The following is a 15,977-nucleotide window of genomic DNA, read 5'->3' as shown; positions in this document are numbered from 1 at the left end:
TGTTTGACTTCGAAGGATCTCTCGAAATGAGCCACACGACAGACCGCCCCGTTTTAACTTCTCGCGACTCATGGAAAGCACTGCAATCGCATCACGCGGAGATTCAAGACAAGCACCTCCGCGATTGGTTTGCCGAAGACCCCCAACGAGGCGAGAAGCTGAGTCTCGAAGCGCTCGGTTTGTTTCTTGATTATTCAAAGAACCGGATCGATGCGAAGACGATTGCGTTGCTCGTCGCGCTGGCGGAATCGGCGAACCTAAAGGATCGCATCGAGGCGATGTTCTCGGGCGAAAAGATCAATACGACCGAACAACGCGCGGTGCTGCATACCGCGCTGCGTGCTCCACGTGATGCCCAAATTGAGTTTGAGGGTGAAAACGTCGTGCCAGAGGTGCATGCCGTGCTCGACAAAATGGCAGCCTTTTGCGAACGCGTGGCCAGTGGTGCGTGGCGGGGGCACAGCGGAAAACGCATTCTTAACGTGGTCAACATCGGGATTGGCGGATCGGATCTGGGGCCGGTGATGGCTTACGAATCGCTGCGTCACTTCAGCAATCGCGAGCTGACGTTCCGCTTCGTTTCCAACGTCGATGGCACCGATTTCGCCGAGGCCACTCGTGATTTAGATCCTGCCGAAACGTTGTTCATCGTGGCGTCCAAGACCTTCACGACTCAGGAGACGATGACCAATGCGAAGACGGCGCGTCAGTGGTTGTTGGCGGGACTCGGCGACGACGTGTCAGCGGTAGCGAAGCACTTTGTCGCCGTTTCGACCAACGCCGACGAGGTTGCCAAATTTGGAATCGACACCGAGAACATGTTTGGATTTTGGGATTGGGTCGGCGGTCGCTACTCGATGGATTCTGCGATCGGGTTGTCGACGATGCTGGCCATTGGTCCGCAACAATTCCGCGAGATGTTGGATGGGTTCCATGCCATGGACGAGCATTTTCGCACCGCTCCATTGGCGGAGAACCTGCCCGTGTTGATGGGATTGTTGAATGTTTGGTATGCCAATTTTTTCAATGTTAAAACTGTCGCGGTGCTCCCCTACGATCAATACTTGAAGCGGTTCCCAGCTTACTTGCAGCAATTAACGATGGAGAGCAATGGCAAGTCGACGACGCTCTCGGGAGAACGAGTTGACTACGACACTAGTCCGATCTTCTGGGGAGAGCCGGGAACCAATGGGCAACATTCGTTCTACCAATTGATTCACCAGGGAACGCATTTAATCCCTTGCGACTTCATTGCATTTGGGAAATCACTCAATCCGCTCGGCGAGCATCAGGACATTTTGATGGCCAATGTGATCGCACAAGGCGAAGCGTTGGCGATGGGGAAAACGGCCGAGGAGGTGGAACGCGAGGGCACCGCTGCGGAATTGGTGCCCCATCGAGTTTTCGAAGGCAATCGCCCCTCCAACACGCTGTTGGTCGAGCGTTTGACGCCTGCCGTGCTCGGGAAATTGATCGCCTTGTATGAGCACAGCACGTTCACTCAAGGGGCGATTTGGGAAATCGATTCGTTCGATCAATGGGGCGTTGAGCTGGGGAAAGTGTTGGCCAAACAGATCATGCCGGAATTGCAATCCAAAGATGCCGCGTTAGGCCATGACAGTTCCACCAACGGCTTGATCGAGCGATATCGTCAATGGAAGTAGTGCGTTGATCGGAACATTAACGAGGGGGGCGCCAAAGCGTGAATGCGATACATCGATGGTCGAGTAATCCGATACCGAAACGAGCGGTGTTCATCTCGGATTTGCATTTAATGAGCACGCGTAGCACGGCAGAGCAGCATCGCGACCAGATTGGCTCGTTGATCCAACGCAACGAGATTGTGGTCTGGGGAGGTGACCTGTTTGATTTCCGATGGTCAAGTTTTTCGACAGAATCCGAAGCCGTCGATTATTCGCTCGCTTACTTGCAGCAATGGCGAAAGGAGTTTCCGCACCAGCAATTCGTTTTTCTGTGCGGTAACCATGACGCCAGTCCCGTGTTCTTGAACGAACTGCGACAGTGGATTCAAGGCGATGCGAATTTTGTCTTCGCAGGGGATGTTTTGCGAATCGGCGACACCGTGATGCTTCACGGGGACCAGATCGAGGGGCGTGGGACAATCCATCGTTTTGAGAATTACCGCCAACGGTGGGCTGATAAAAAACGCGCCGCGATGTGGCGTTTCGCGGGGTACGATGCAATCGTTGCCGCGCGGGCACACAAGGTCGCCGCGGCGGTCGCGCACAGCAACAAGACGGCGATCAAGAAACTCAACCGCTTCCTGACCTTGCAAGAATTGACGCACGAGACCGGAGTTCGGCAAGTGGTGTTTGGGCACACGCATCGCTTGATCCGTGGGGTTCAGCACAATCGGATGCACTTTTTCAACGGCGGCGCGGCGATCCGTCACGTGCCGTTTCGGCCGGTCGAAATCGAATTGGACTCAATCGATTGATCGTGCGCCGTCGCAAGCGTTGCGGAAGGCATGCGAGCGCATTTTAAAGCTGCGTTTTTCAGCCACGCGGTGGCGTCATCACGTGGCGCCGGGGGCGGCGCAAGCCTTAGGACAACGAAGAAAAGAATGATACGAAGCCGCGAAAGAAGAAGGGGCGAAAGAAAGCGAACCGGTCGATCGCTGCCGCCCTTGCGGGGCTTTGCGTACGCGTGGCGTCAAAAGACTGGGCTTTCGCCCCAGCCTAGAGCATTCTTAATTCTGACGTAGCTACCCATCGCCAGTCGGTGGACCACGTTTTGGCAAACGCAGCTACGACTCGGAATGCCGCATCATTTGTCAAAGAGCTCTCACCGAAGTCCCCTGCGGCAAAGCGTCGGGTCGTTTCCCGTATCACCGGGCGAGATGGTGCCACGGGTGATACGCGAGGTTCGAGCCTTTCTGCGGGAGTCGTGCTTGCGCAGTCCCTATTTGGCGTGCGCGGGCTTTTTGAAATGCTTTTTCTTACCAGGCTTTTTGCCTGCTGCATTGGCCGTGGCCCCTTTTCCACCAGGCTTTCCGCCCGATTTGAACTTCTTGTCTTTCGATCCGAAGCGTTTGCCCGTCGAGCGACCGCTATCGGTATTCGCATACCGATTTGTATTGCTTCGCTCATCAGCGACGCTGATGTTGAGTTGCTTTCCGGCAACCCAAGTATTGCGCAATGTTTGGAAGATTTCGTTGGGCATTCCCGCCGGCAGGTCGACGGTGGTGTAGCTGTGTTGGATATCGATAGGGCCAATAAACTGGCCTTCGATGCCCGCTTCGTTCGCGATGGCTCCGACCAAGTTACCGGGCTTCACGCCATCGGCGCGGCCGACATCGACGCGGAAGCGTTGCATGCCTTCGCGAACGGGGCCCGAGCGTCGCCCACCGCGACGCGGTGGGCCATCGTCGGAATGACTGAATCGCTCACGATGAGAATTTCTCGAATCGTCAAACCCATTGTCGCGTGGCGGACGCTTGGATTGAGGCACATCTTTGAGCAACAATGGACGACCGTTCTGAGCCATGTCGGCAAGCGCGGCTGCGATCATCTCCATCGGCTGGTTGGACTTTTCCGAAAACTCGGCGAGCATCTGCTTAAAGAAGGTCACATCGCGATTCGCGATCGTTTCGGTAATCCGTTGGTTGAAACTCTCGACGCGTTTGCGGTTGATATCGGCGGTCGAAGGCGGGTCGACGATCTCAATCGATTGACGGGTCACCCGTTCGATCGAACGCAATCGTCCGCGTTGGCTGTGCGACAACAAAATGATCGCTTCGCCACTTCGTCCGGCACGCCCTGTGCGGCCAATCCGATGCACGTACGACTCGCTGTCGTGTGGTGGATCAAAGTTGATCACGTGACTGATGCGAGGCACGTCCAAGCCGCGTGCAGCGACATCCGTGGCAACGATGATATCCAATTGACCCGACTTCAATTTGTCTACCGTTCGCTCGCGTAACGCTTGAGGCATGTCGCCATTGAGCGCCGCGGCGGTGTGACCCCAGCGGGCCAGTTTGTCGGCTAGGGTCGTGGTCGCTTCTTTGGTCTTGGTGAACACGATCACGCCATCGGTCTCTTCCGATTCGAGCAATCGCATCAACAAGTCGGTCTTGTCGCGTGGTGTCACGTACAGACAACGTTGGCGAATATTGGCCCCCGTCATCGTTTTGTGTTTGATTTGAATGGTTTCGGGATTCTTCAGATGCTTTTGAGCAATCCGCCGAATCGGGTCGGGTAGCGTCGCCGAGAAAAGAGCGATCTGAGTCGTCTCGGGCGTCTTGTCGAGCACAAATTGGACGTCTTCCAAAAAGCCCATGTTGAGCATTTCGTCCGCTTCATCCAACACCAAACAATCGAGGGAGCCCACTTCCAGCGAACCACGCTTGATATGGTCGATCACGCGGCCGGGGGTTCCCACGATGACTTGAACGCCCCGCCGCAGAGCGCGCAGTTGAGGTTCATAATCTTGGCCACCATAGATGGCACAGACAGAAAAGCCGTCCATGCATGACCCGTAGGTCGAGAACGACTTGGCCACTTGAATGGCAAGTTCACGAGTCGGTGCCAACACGAGGACTTGAACGGCTTTCTTCTTGGGATCGATTCGCGACAGGACCGGCAGCGCAAAGGCAGCTGTCTTTCCAGTCCCGGTCTGGGCTTGCCCGATCACATCGCGTCCCTCGAGTAGGTGCGGAATCACGGCAGCTTGAATTTCAGACGGGGTTTCGTATCCCGATTTCACAATCGCTTGTTGGACTTCATCCGAGAGCGGCAACTCGGCAAACGTGGCGTTTTTCACTTCGGCGGGGCTGTTTTCCAGCTGATTCATAAAGAGCTTCACATGTCAAAGAGTCTGCGCCGAAAGTGCTCTGGCGCCCACTTGACTGTAAGCATCGCCCCTATTTTACACAACTCAAAGGAACGCTCAGCCGCCCGATTTCCCCGCGAATATCACGGCTTTGCGTGAGCGTCATGCGTACTGCATCGACTGTACGGTTGGGGAATGCCCCCTTGCAAATTGTCGTAAATCTTTCCCTTTTTACATTCAAGCTCCTGCAAATGAACCGCCTTGGACGATCGATTCGTGTTCCACCCATCTCTCCCCACTCCCCATGCCGGGCCCTCATGTGGACTGTTCGCTACTGGCCCATCTTGTGGTTCCGCATGTCGAGGGCACTCGATGAGTCGGGGATGGAGGCACTGTGCTGGATCAGACGGCAAGCCTCGAAAGCCGTTGGCGGGCGGCTCGGCGACCGAGTTCGATGATGCGTTCGGGATGGCGAAAGTCGAACCAGTCGACGCCTTGAAGATCTGGTCGAATCACCACATCGGCGCACTCGGCCTTATCGCGACGCATCATCGTTTCGCCAATATCTTGCATCCGCATGATCACATCCAGCGCGGTCGTGCAATCATCGACCCGGGCATGCGATTGCCCCACATCCACCGCGATCGTCAAATCGGTGGCATACGATTTGGCCATCACCGAGGGCAACGAATCGATCACACCGATGTCGCACAATTGCATTCCCTGCCAGTCGACGGGCGGAAAGATTCCCGGTATCGCCATCGATGCTTGAATCGCCGTTCGGAGCGGTCCGTTCTCCAACACGATTCGATTGCCGCTTCGCAAGTCGGCCGCCACGATGCTCAGTGGCGTGGGCAGATCGGAGAACTCAATATCGGGCACCAACGCCTCGATCGCTTCCGAGAGAATCCCTTCGGGCATTAAGGATTGCCGTGTCGCTGCCCGCGTGATTCGGCGATGTGCCGAATAGAGATAGCGAACGCGGTTGTACCACGCCATCACACCCGATTCGACTTCATCCAATCGCGAACCGGTGGTGCCAAACAAGAGATGTTGATTACGAGAAAAGGTCGGCGAGAGCAGAAATTCGACTGCCTGGGCCTGGACGCGACGTATCTCTGGTTCTAGAGCACACATGGCTCCGACCAACGCCCCGATACTGACCCCGACAAACCGCTCGGTTTGAATTCCTGCCTCACCGACCGCTTGAATCGCACCGTAGTGCGCGAGCCCACGCGCCCCGCCCCCTCCCAGGGCGAGGACTGCACGCCGTTGGCGTGTCGTCACAACCTGGGCGAGAGGTGAGCGAAAATTAAAGAGGTTGATTAAATTCATGTTGCAACTCCAATGCACCTCAGGTTTCTCTACTGGATTGGATCCTTTTGCTGTTAGTCCCACTTCGCCAGATGGCAAATCCCCAGGCGTTGATCGCCCGTTGTTTTACTTGTAGGGCATCATGATGTTTCCCGCCGTCACTCCCTCCAACTCCCGCCATCCCTGCGCTGCGATCTGAGCCCCCAATTGTGTCGCTTGACGGAAATCGGCATCGCTCGCTTTTCCCCCCGTCACCTGCAGTGTCAATTGGCGACAAACCGTGTCCGCGGCGGCGCGTGTGAGTGGGTCACTTGACGCTTGCGCGTACAAGCTGGTCACCAACACGACGACCGCATTTTGGATATCCAACGACAATGCGGACATGCGGCATTGTCGGTCGGTCAATTTCAATTGATAAGTCCGCATCGTGGTACTGATTCGCATTCCACTTTGCGACAAATACCGCTGAGCAAAACGGGTATGCCGAGCAAGATCGCGATCGGCTGCGGGTAAATCGGCAACGGGTAAATCGGGGGTTGGCGAAGCGGTCCACCGCGCGGGCCTCGCTTGTTGTCCGACCCACCAACGCGCATAGCGTGCCAGCGGCGCCTTGAGTGCCCACGCATGACGTGGGTTGAGCGGGTTGGGTTTGGCCGTGCCCAGCGCGCTAAGCGTCCGCCCGATCGGCTCAAAGAATTCCTTGCCGTGGTGTTTGACCAGCGACTTGAAAAACGCCATGCCCAACATTTCCCCTTCGCCTTCGTAGATACACGGCGCCAGGAATTCGTGCACATGATCACCGAACAAATGGCCTTCCAAAAACGATCGTCCGCCATGCGTTTTCATGAACAATTCGATCGCCGCTTCCTTTTGAGCTTCACTGCCGAAGATTTTCGCAATGATGCACTCCATCTCCCCTCGATAGCCTTGGTCCAATAGTCCGGCGCACCACGCCGTCAGCGCGTCGCACCCGACAATCAATCCCGCCAAACGCCCGATCCGCCGCCGCACCAACTCGCGGCGATCAATCGTTTGCCCATAGGTTTCACGGTACGACGCCCACGGCAACATTTCCGCCAACATCCAACGCATCGCCCCGGCCGCATTGGCACACAATGAAACGCGACCCAAATTCAAACCGTGATAAGCAATCGTCAGCCCGTCGCCTTGCACCGGAACCAACAAGTTTTCGGCAGGCACGCGGAAATCGTGAAAGATCAAGCCGTTGTTGTTCGCTCGCCGCAACGCATAGATGCCATAGCGTTTCAATTGAAAATGCTCGGACTCTTGCTCCGGCAAATCAACGATCAATACGCTCGGTTTTCCATCGATCTTGCATACCAATCCGATCGTGCGTCCCGGAATCGCATTGGTGATAAAGAGTTTCTCGCCGTTGACCACGTAGTGATCCCGATCGAGCACTGCGGTGGTCCGCAATGCCGTCAAATCGCTGCCAGCCCCCGGTTCGGTTAAAGCAAAGGCAGACAAGCGACGCCCATCGGCTAACTTTGGCAAAAAACGCTTCTTCTGGTCTGGCGTGCCAAAGGAACGCACCGGATCGACGGCACCGATACATCCGTGAACGGATGCCAAGCCCGCGACCGTAGGATCGATCGTCGCCATTTGCGTCACCATTTCGCTGAATTGACGCATCGTCGCTCCGCTTCCCCCATACTCGGGCGAAACCAATAGTCCCCAATAGCCGACCGATCCTAGTTCTGCCAAAACTTTGGCGGTGATTTTGCCTTGGGCGTCGAGCAGCGTCCCTCCATCGCGATGTTTACGCACGATGCGGAGCGATTGCCCCACGACTCGCGCTACCGATTCGCGTTGCGACATCGACGCTGTGTGAGATGTCGACGCCAATTGCGACGTCGGCGCGGTCTGGAACAATTCGGTCGGCACCTGTTTATCCCAAACCGCGCGGTGCACGGGGCTGTTCGTGGTTTTATAGGGAGCTGCAAACAGATCCTCGACTTGATCGTCCGCGGTATCAATCAATCCAGTGCGTTTCGACTCGTCGACCGAGGCGCCCCCTAAACGGAGCGCGACCTCGGCGAAGGATTCGTCTGCCGACCGTGAAGCGGCGTCCGATTTCGGCGGCGCGGGCTGGTCCGGTTGCTGGGGCGGGTTCGGTTGTTTGGGCTGAGATGAATGAAGATCAAAGCTCATGATATCGCTCCTCGAGGAAAAGGACGTTTGAACGTTCTCGGTACCTTTGCCTGACCCACCCCTGCCCCGCTGGATCGCTTGGCGTACGTGGCGGTCTCGTTGGCAAATAATGAAGTCCTTTGCGAACGCGTTCTTGGATCAATGGGTCACGGCGTGGTCGTTGTTCTCCGCTTCGGAATCCTCGAAAAACAACAGGTGTTGCTCCGCCATCGCTTCGAGCAGCACGGGGCTGGCAAATCGATCCCCGTAGATCGATTGCAAGTACGTCAAATTCGCATGCACAATGTGCTCGCCGATCGTATCGACCACGTGCAACGGGCCTCCGCGATGGGGCGCAAATCCGGTGCCGAGCACCATCGCTAAATCGATCGCCCAGGCTTGGTCGACAATTTTTTCTTGTTTACAGCGAATCGACTCGGCCAGCATCGGGTAAATCAAGCGGCGTTGTTCGAGCGACAAGCCATCGTTAACAAAGTGATCCTGATCTGCGACGGGCCAGTTTTGGCGTCCCTCCTTTTTGCTGGGGCGGGGAAAATTTGCAACTCCGTCGCGACGTCCCTTCTTGTACCGATAGAAGCCGCTACCGGATTTTTTGCCTAACATGTTTTGGTTCACCATCAACCCCAATTGATCGACCACGGGCGTGACCCCCGCCAACACGCTGGCCAAGGATTGAGCCACATGCAAGGCGATATCGAGGCCCACTTGGTCCAACAATTCGAGCGGCCCCATTGGCATGCCAAAGCGGCGAATGGCCTTGTCGAGTCGCTTGACGTCATGCCCTTGGGCCACCATCACCACCGCTTCGCCCAAATACGGAAACAAGACTCGGTTGACCAAAAAACCAGGCGCGTCCGCGGTGACGACAGGCGTTTTCCCCAACGCTCGGACAAACCCGACCAAGCGGGCTACCGTGGCATCGCTGGTCCCCGCCGCGCGGACCACTTCGACTAATTCCATCTTGTGAACCGGATTGAAGAAGTGCAGCCCGGCGACTTGCTCCGGTCTCGCGGTTGCCTCGGCCATTCGAGCAATCGATAACGACGAGGTGTTCGACGCCAGAATGGCTGTGCTTCCCAAGCACTTGTCGAGCGTGGCAAATACGGTCTCTTTCACCTTCGCGATTTCGACGACCGCTTCGATCACCAAGTCCGCATCGGCGAGGGCGTCATCGTGGGTCGTCACCTGCACGCGATCCAGAATCGAGGCACGGCTTTTGTCGTTCATCTTGCGATGCTTCGCCAACGTCTCGACCAACGCAACGACCCGTTTGCGTCCCGCTTCGGCCGCCGTTTCGTCCATTTCCTTGAGCACGACGTCGAAGCCGTTGCAGGCCGCCAATTGCCCGATCCCCGCCCCCATCGTTCCCGCTCCAATGATCCCGACTTTGCGAATCGGAGCTTCATGCAACGCGCCGATTTGCGACGACCACGTGCGTCGATCGCGTGCCGATTCACGGGCAAAGAACAGCTGTAACAGGTTGCGACACGTTGGGGTTGCCAACAAGTTCACGAACTCATTTCGCTCTGTCATGAATCCATCGGGCCGTAATCCATAGCTGCTGCGGACCGCTTTGACCGCCGATCGCAGCGCGGGATAATGTGCCGCTTTCGAACCAATTTTCTTTTCGGTTGCGGAAAAAATCAGCGATCGCCCCCACGGTGTCGCCTCTAGCCAACGTTGCCCCCACGAACGCTCGCGTCCACTCTGGCTAACCGCTTCACCCTCGAGCACCTGAGTGACAAAGCACGCGACTTCATCCTCCCAGCGATCGGGATCAATCGCTAGGTCGATCAAGCCGATTTTTGCCGCTTCGGCCGCCGACAAGTTTTTGCCCTGCAGGATCATTGATAACGCATTGGCCAATCCCACGACGCGGGGTAATCGCTGAGTCCCGCCCCAGCCGGGAATCAAGCCGAGTTTGATTTCAGGCAGCCCAATTTTTGTGCTGCTATTGTCCCTCGCGATTCGGTAATCACAGGCGAGCGCCCACTCCAGCCCGCCGCCCAAACAGGGGCCGTGGATCACCGCGATCGTCGGCATGGCTAACCAATTAATGCGGTCAAACAATTGTTGCCCACAATCGATCAATTGGGTCGCATGCGCGGGGGACTCGATGTCCGCGATCGCTTTGACATCGGCGCCCGCCAAAAATCCGCTCTCTTTGCCGCTGCGAAAGACCACGGCTTGACAATCGCCATGGTGTTCCAGGTGATGAACGATCGCATCAAGTTCGCTCATCACTTGATCGTCAAACACATTCAGCGGTCGGTGGGGCACATCGAGCGACACGGTCGTCACCCCTCGCCCATCGGTCGAAACGTGAAACGATTTTGTTTGTTTGGTATTCATCTTAGCTCTCCAATTCGGTTTCCAGTGCAATGGCGACCCCTTGGCCACCTCCGACGCAGAGTGTCGCCAATCCACGGCGTTTGCCCGCCGCGCGTAAGGACCGCAGCATCGTCAGGATTAAACGAGTCCCGGTCGTTCCCACGGGATGTCCCAATGCGATTGCCCCGCCATGGATGTTCGTGATCGCGGGATCCATTTCGCCCACCGCGGTGCCGCGTGAAAGTTCCTTTTCGGCAAACGATTTGGACTGCATCGCACGATCGCAAGCAATCACTTGCGCCGCGAACGCTTCGTTGATTTCGATCAACTCAAAATCCCGCAGCGACAACCCGGTTTGCGCGAGCAGTTTGGCGATGGCATAAACCGGCCCCAGCCCCATCCGTCTCGGATCGCATCCGGCAATCGCTGCGGCGGTGAGGTATCCCAGCGGCGGCTGGGCAAAACGATCGAGATCGTCCACCGCCGATAACACCACTGCCGCGGCACCGTCGGTCAAGGGACAACTATTGCCGGCCGTTACCGATCCGTCGCGTTGGAAGATCGGTTTGAGCTTGGCCAACTGGGCAATCGTTTGGCCAGGACGAATGCCGTTGTCCTTGCGGAAATCAACCGCGCCGGAACCCTCGTGACGGGGGAGCGAAACCGCGACGATCTCGCCCGATAAAAAGCACTGTTGCTGGGCCGCCTCCGCTTTCTGGTGACTGCCCACAGCGAACTCATCTTGTTGCGCGCGGGTGATCGCGAAATCGTGCGCCAGCACCTCGGCGGTTTGCCCCATGTTGAGGCCGGATACGGGGTCGGTCAGCCCCAATTCGACACCGGCGACGGGTTTGAAATGTTGCGGGCGAAACGCAGCCAGCGCCGTGATGCGTTGAGTCAAGGTCTTGGCCCGAGCCAGTCGCATCCATGCTCGCGCCGCTGAGTCGCTGTAGAGTAGCGGAATCTGTGACATCGACTCGCTGCCTCCCGCGACCACCGTCCTAGCCCGCCCGCTGCCGATGATGCTGCCGCCTTGCAAGACCGCTTCCATTCCTGAGGCACAATTGCGATTCACGGTATGGGCGATGCGGTCGACCGGAATCCCGCTTTTCAAAGCGATCACACGAGCAATGTTGGCCGAATCGGCCGGACCGGCAATGTTACCGATGATCACTTCGTCGACCGCAGAGGGCGTCAGATCACAGCGACGAAGCGATTCGGTCACCGCGATCCGTCCCAATTCGACTGCGGAAACATTTGCCAACGCACCAAACGCTTTGGCAAACGGTGTCCGCACTCCCGCCACAATAGCAATCGGTTGCATGATTTGGTCTCCTAAAGGTTGGTCATCGCTTCTGAGTTCCCAATGCCCCAGGGGCAGCTCGCGGTCGCCCACGAGCTGCTTTGCGTTATCCGGTGTAAGGATTCGCTGGCGATCACTCTCGCAATTTTCGCCGCAGCACCTTGCCTAGGAAATTCCGCGGTAAATCGCCGACACACTGTTCGTACACCTGCGGTTGTTTGTGCTTGGACAAATGGATCCGGCAATGCTCGCGCAAGGCATCCTCATTCCACTCTGCTTTGTCATCCATCACCACGAACGCCTTGACCGCTTCGCCGCGGCGTGGATCGGCGATGCCGACGACGGCGGCATCGCGGACGTCGTCGACTTGGCGAAGCACCCCTTCGACTTCCGAGGGACAAACGTTGAATCCCGAGGTGATGATCAAGTCCTTCTTGCGACCGACGATGCGGTACAAACCGTCCGCAGTCCGCGTCGCCAAGTCGCCCGTGTACAACCACCCGTTGCGAATCGTTTGAGCGGTCGCGGTGGGATCGTCCCAATAACCCAGCATCACTTGAGGTCCACGCACGATCAGTTCTCCCACTTGGTCGTCTCCCAAGTCCTCGCGACCTTCTTCCGCAGCAACAATCCGACATTCGGTCTCTGGTAACGGCAACCCGATCGTGCCGTAATGAGGATCTCCGAACAGATCGCCGACATGCGTTACCGGCGAGGCTTCGGAAAGCCCGTAACCTTCGACCACCAAGGCACCACTGTGTTGACGGAACGTTTCGCCGACTTCGGCCGCCAACGGAGCTCCACCGGAAATGACCCAGCGAATCGAAGATAAATCCGCGGGATAGTCCCGCAGTCGTTCATTCAATGCGATCAACATCGCAGGCACGGCATGCAGCACGGTGGGCCGGTGGGTTTCGATCAATTGAATGACTTGCCGAGCGTTGAAGTGATGGTGCAACACCAACGTTGCCGCCATCGCGGCGCCGCCGAGCACCATTGCCGAAACTCCGTAGCTATGAAAGAACGGCAGCACCGCGATCATCGTCTCGGTCCCAAACGAGCGGTGCGTCCACTCAAATTGCTGCCATGCATTGGCGACCATGTTCTGGTGACTTAGTGTCACCGATTTGGGCACCCCAGTCGTGCCGCCCGTGGGCAGAATGTAGGCCGGATCGGACTCCGGATGAATCTCCACCGGATGCCATTCACGACGCAAACCGTTTAGCGATTCCCAAAACCAAGCGTGCCGATCATTGCTCGGCAATGACCATTGTCCGGTGCGTTGATGTCGCGCCCATAAATATCCCAACTGCTTCAACGCAGGCAAATGAGGTCGAATCGAAACGTATAACGTCTTCGTCAACTCGGACTCGCAATCGCCTAGCAACTGAGCCAGCATGTCGAGTGTGATCACGACCTTGCACTCGGTGCTGCGGACAACCTTCGAGACTTCCTCTGGCACCATCAGCGGGCTGAGTGCGACGACGACCCCACCGGCACGCCAGATGCCGTTGACCGCAATGATGAACTCGGGCACGTTGGGCAGTAACACGCCGACACGATCCCCCGGTTCGACGCCCAGATGCTGGAGCAACGCTGCCGCCCGCACCGCTTCATGATTCAGCGCTTCGTAGGTCCACGTCATCGTCCCGTAGATCACCGCGGTGCGGTTGGGAACCACATTGGCCGCATGTCGAAGCAATCCAAAGGCAGGGATTCCGTGGTAATCGGTGCAGCCCGACGGAGTGAGTAAATCCGCGTCAAACTCAGCGGACTTTGCTAACGTCCGATTTCGCTCGTTGACCGGCAAGACACTTGCATTGCCTGAAACCGTATTGCCTGAAACCGTATTGGACGCAATCGCATGAGGTGAAACGTTGGCGCAGGGAAAATTCCCATGACGGTTGGGGGACCCCAGATTGTCTTCAAGCATTGGACCCATCGCTGAAACTCCCAGAGAGAAACCGCTGTGTCGTACAGGATCATCCGTGATGACATTGCGAGACATCGACGGTCCGCTCCGATCGCAACGATGCAACCCCATTTTGGGCGTGTCCATCGGCACGACGCGAAGGAGAGTGTCGAGTCAAATCGCTCCACGTTGGTCGGGGCTAAGCATGGCGTTTGACGGCACACTCAAAGCCGACCGCAATTGCGGCTGTCGGCTCGGGGCCAGCCAAATGATCGATAAGAAAAGAAGTCGCGACCGTTACCGAAATGAATGGTCATCGCACCCCAAATGGGGCGCAGAGGGTAAACCGGCCGTGATCAACAACAAGAAACCGATAACCGAGCCGTAGTCGCCTCTTGTTGCTAACACTTGATCTTACGTTGCAGAACCAGCAATGGCAAGCTTTTTTACCAACGGGTCAACGCAGCGTGATAACGGGCGCCCTTGTGAAATGTTTCACGAACAAGTGTTCATCATCCGCTTGAGGTAACTGGCTTAGCGGATGGCCAGCCCTGGACCCGTTTGATTAGTCCCTTGGCGGCCGCGTACGCATCGACTCCGCTGGCGCCACACGACCGCGAACTAAGAAGCTTGTAGCGTGTTCCAAAGCTGCGAAAGCACGATGACCGCGATCACGACACAGCCGCCAACGGCCGTCGCCATCAGTAATTGTGATTTGATCGAACGTTGACGCTTGATCTGAACCATGCGCTGCGTCACGCCGCTGGTGAATCCATCCGCTTCGATATCGGTCTTTGCGGTATACGCGCCGCCGGTCCCGGACGCGGCATATTGGCGGAGCGGATGGGGCGATGCCGTGACGGCGAGGGGAGTCGTTTCCGCAGCAACCGCGACGCGGACTGGCTGTTTCGAGAGCAGGCGTTTCGAGAGCGGGCATTTCGGCGCCGCAGCCGCGTTATAAGAAATCTGGATCTCGCCAACACTAACGGCGGTCCCCGGCTGCATGGGGTGTGCCAGCATCGTGGTCACCGAATGAGGATGAGATTCAGGGCATAGCGGCAAGTACCACAATCCCTCGTTGACCGAGACCACTGCGGCGTGACACCGCTGTAACCCGGCGCCGCGAATCCGAGCAACGCTAGGGTGCTCGTTGCCAACAATCGTCACCGCACGCTGCAGTGGCAACGTCAACCGACGCACCGCCCCGACCACGGCCAAATCCGGATGATTCGGCTGAGGCTGCAGTGCAGCGGAGTGACTTCGCGAGCTCTCGTCTTCGGGCTCGCCATGGCCTCGCGTCTGGCAATGGAACGTCACCTGTTGGCCGCCCAGCCAAATGCCTTCATCCGAGGGCAAGGTCCCCCAACGCGGTAACGAAATCGGGGCGACCGGCCAGACTTCGATGCGCTCGTCGATCACGCATGCCAAGTACGCGACCGCAGGCAGTCGTGGGTCATCCAACTGGATCTCGCAGCCGGGGTGAGAGCCGATCCGCGCGTACGGCAGCAGGGGAGCATAATGCTGCTCCGCATCTTGTTTGCGGACGATGATGGACCACGGTGACGAGCTCCAGAGCACGTCCGGCTGCACTAACGATATCGGTTCAGTCTGCATCGCGTGATTTTAGTTGCCCCCTGCGCGGCCAATGATTTTCTGGGCAGTCAAAATTTTGATGTCCCCCCGATTTCGATGCCCTTTCAAAGGGATGAACGCAACGTGGTTAAGTCAGCCATGCCCGGCGTCTACGATGGGAACCATCGAGGAAACGGGGGTGGAGGGTGATCGAAAACCGCAGCCTGCTTGCCGCCTCTGGTAAGGCGATCCGGCCGACAATAAAGCCGCGGTCAAAGGACAGATCAAACGCCATAGAATGAGGTTTCTGGACTCCGTGTCAATCGCCTCTGTGGGGGTGTGGGTGTCCCCGCCTTGGCTTGTTTTCTGGCCCCCCAGGGCCAGTCGAAATACCTGCCAAGCTGAACGCTTCCCCCTTTTTCAGGTTGCAAATGTCCGTTAATGGTTTGGGGGCCTCCTATTTCGCGGTCCCGGCGCAGGCCCAAAAACGCTAATTCGAGCCCACATGAGGGGCAAAGGCGAACGGACTTGTTCCCGCTTTAACGCCCGCGGCTTCCCAGCTTCCCGGATTCCCGGATTTCC

The 15,977-nt window shown here is 57.3% G+C and carries 10 protein-coding genes; 3 read left to right on the top strand and 7 right to left on the bottom strand.

Annotation, left to right across the window (positions count from 1 at the left end; genetic code table 11):
* Positions 1-26 precede the first annotated feature (26 nt).
* Together pgi and Pla52o_RS17265 are read left to right on the top strand one after the other, a co-directional pair.
* Complete coding sequence (gene pgi / locus Pla52o_RS17270) at positions 27-1,664, top strand: glucose-6-phosphate isomerase (RefSeq protein ID WP_146595870.1); 1,638 nt, start codon at positions 27-29, stop codon at positions 1,662-1,664.
* 38 nt (positions 1,665-1,702) lie between these two features.
* Entirely contained in the window at positions 1,703-2,458 is a 756-nt protein-coding gene (locus tag Pla52o_RS17265) for a metallophosphoesterase (RefSeq protein ID WP_315852958.1), read from the top strand.
* A gap of 464 nt (positions 2,459-2,922) precedes the next feature.
* Here the strand turns inward: Pla52o_RS17265 and Pla52o_RS17260 are convergent, their stop codons facing one another.
* The 6 genes from Pla52o_RS17260 to Pla52o_RS17235 all read right to left on the bottom strand — a co-directional run bounded on the left by Pla52o_RS17260 (position 2,923) and on the right by Pla52o_RS17235 (position 13,853).
* Positions 2,923-4,812, bottom strand: a complete 1,890-nt coding sequence (locus Pla52o_RS17260; RefSeq protein WP_231612433.1) for a DEAD/DEAH box helicase — start codon at positions 4,810-4,812, stop codon at positions 2,923-2,925.
* Between the two features lie 381 nt (positions 4,813-5,193).
* The gene (locus Pla52o_RS17255; protein ID WP_146595868.1) at positions 5,194-6,126 is read right to left on the bottom strand and encodes a patatin-like phospholipase family protein; all 933 of its coding nucleotides are present in this window, start codon (positions 6,124-6,126) and stop codon (positions 5,194-5,196) included.
* 105 nt (positions 6,127-6,231) lie between these two features.
* Entirely contained in the window at positions 6,232-8,277 is a 2,046-nt protein-coding gene (locus Pla52o_RS17250) for an acyl-CoA dehydrogenase family protein (RefSeq protein ID WP_146595867.1), read from the bottom strand.
* A 138-nt stretch (positions 8,278-8,415) separates the two neighbouring features.
* On the bottom strand, positions 8,416-10,629 hold the full coding sequence (locus Pla52o_RS17245) for a 3-hydroxyacyl-CoA dehydrogenase NAD-binding domain-containing protein (protein WP_146595866.1): 2,214 nt from the start codon (positions 10,627-10,629) through the stop codon (positions 8,416-8,418).
* 1 nt (position 10,630) lies between these two features.
* Positions 10,631-11,932 (bottom strand): thiolase family protein, encoded by a 1,302-nt coding sequence (locus Pla52o_RS17240; protein WP_146595865.1) that lies wholly within the window; start codon positions 11,930-11,932, stop codon positions 10,631-10,633.
* Positions 11,933-12,044: 112 nt separating this feature from the next.
* Complete coding sequence (locus tag Pla52o_RS17235; RefSeq protein WP_197169310.1) at positions 12,045-13,853, bottom strand: AMP-binding protein; 1,809 nt, start codon at positions 13,851-13,853, stop codon at positions 12,045-12,047.
* Between the two features lie 49 nt (positions 13,854-13,902).
* On the opposite strand from Pla52o_RS17235, the gene Pla52o_RS26990 reads away from it, so the two are divergent.
* Positions 13,903-14,211, top strand: a complete 309-nt coding sequence (locus Pla52o_RS26990; protein WP_197169309.1) for a hypothetical protein — start codon at positions 13,903-13,905, stop codon at positions 14,209-14,211.
* Positions 14,212-14,444: 233 nt separating this feature from the next.
* Here the strand turns inward: Pla52o_RS26990 and Pla52o_RS17230 are convergent, their stop codons facing one another.
* Positions 14,445-15,437, bottom strand: coding sequence for a hypothetical protein (locus tag Pla52o_RS17230; RefSeq protein ID WP_146595863.1), 993 nt, complete (start codon positions 15,435-15,437; stop codon positions 14,445-14,447).
* Positions 15,438-15,977: the final 540 nt, after the last annotated feature.

It is taken from the genome of Novipirellula galeiformis (genome assembly GCF_007860095.1).
Lineage (GTDB): Bacteria > Planctomycetota > Planctomycetia > Pirellulales > Pirellulaceae > Novipirellula > Novipirellula galeiformis.
The sequence above is the reverse complement of the archived record's forward strand: the minus strand, read 5'-3'. Positions and strand labels throughout refer to the sequence as shown.

What these genes read in the sequence shown, in the direction of transcription:
- Pla52o_RS26990 (WP_197169309.1), top strand. Translation starts at nt 13,903, where the DNA reads ATGACATTGCGAGACATCGACGGTCCGCTCCGATCGCAACGATGCAAC.
- Pla52o_RS17250 (WP_146595867.1), bottom strand. Translation starts at nt 8,277, where the DNA reads ATGAGCTTTGATCTTCATTCATCTCAGCCCAAACAACCGAACCCGCCC.
- Pla52o_RS17230 (WP_146595863.1), bottom strand. Translation starts at nt 15,437, where the DNA reads ATGCAGACTGAACCGATATCGTTAGTGCAGCCGGACGTGCTCTGGAGC.
- Pla52o_RS17245 (WP_146595866.1), bottom strand. Translation starts at nt 10,629, where the DNA reads ATGAATACCAAACAAACAAAATCGTTTCACGTTTCGACCGATGGGCGA.
- Pla52o_RS17260 (WP_231612433.1), bottom strand. Translation starts at nt 4,812, where the DNA reads ATGAATCAGCTGGAAAACAGCCCCGCCGAAGTGAAAAACGCCACGTTT.
- Pla52o_RS17235 (WP_197169310.1), bottom strand. Translation starts at nt 13,853, where the DNA reads ATGGGTCCAATGCTTGAAGACAATCTGGGGTCCCCCAACCGTCATGGG.
- Pla52o_RS17255 (WP_146595868.1), bottom strand. Translation starts at nt 6,126, where the DNA reads ATGAATTTAATCAACCTCTTTAATTTTCGCTCACCTCTCGCCCAGGTT.
- pgi (WP_146595870.1), top strand. Translation starts at nt 27, where the DNA reads ATGAGCCACACGACAGACCGCCCCGTTTTAACTTCTCGCGACTCATGG.
- Pla52o_RS17240 (WP_146595865.1), bottom strand. Translation starts at nt 11,932, where the DNA reads ATGCAACCGATTGCTATTGTGGCGGGAGTGCGGACACCGTTTGCCAAA.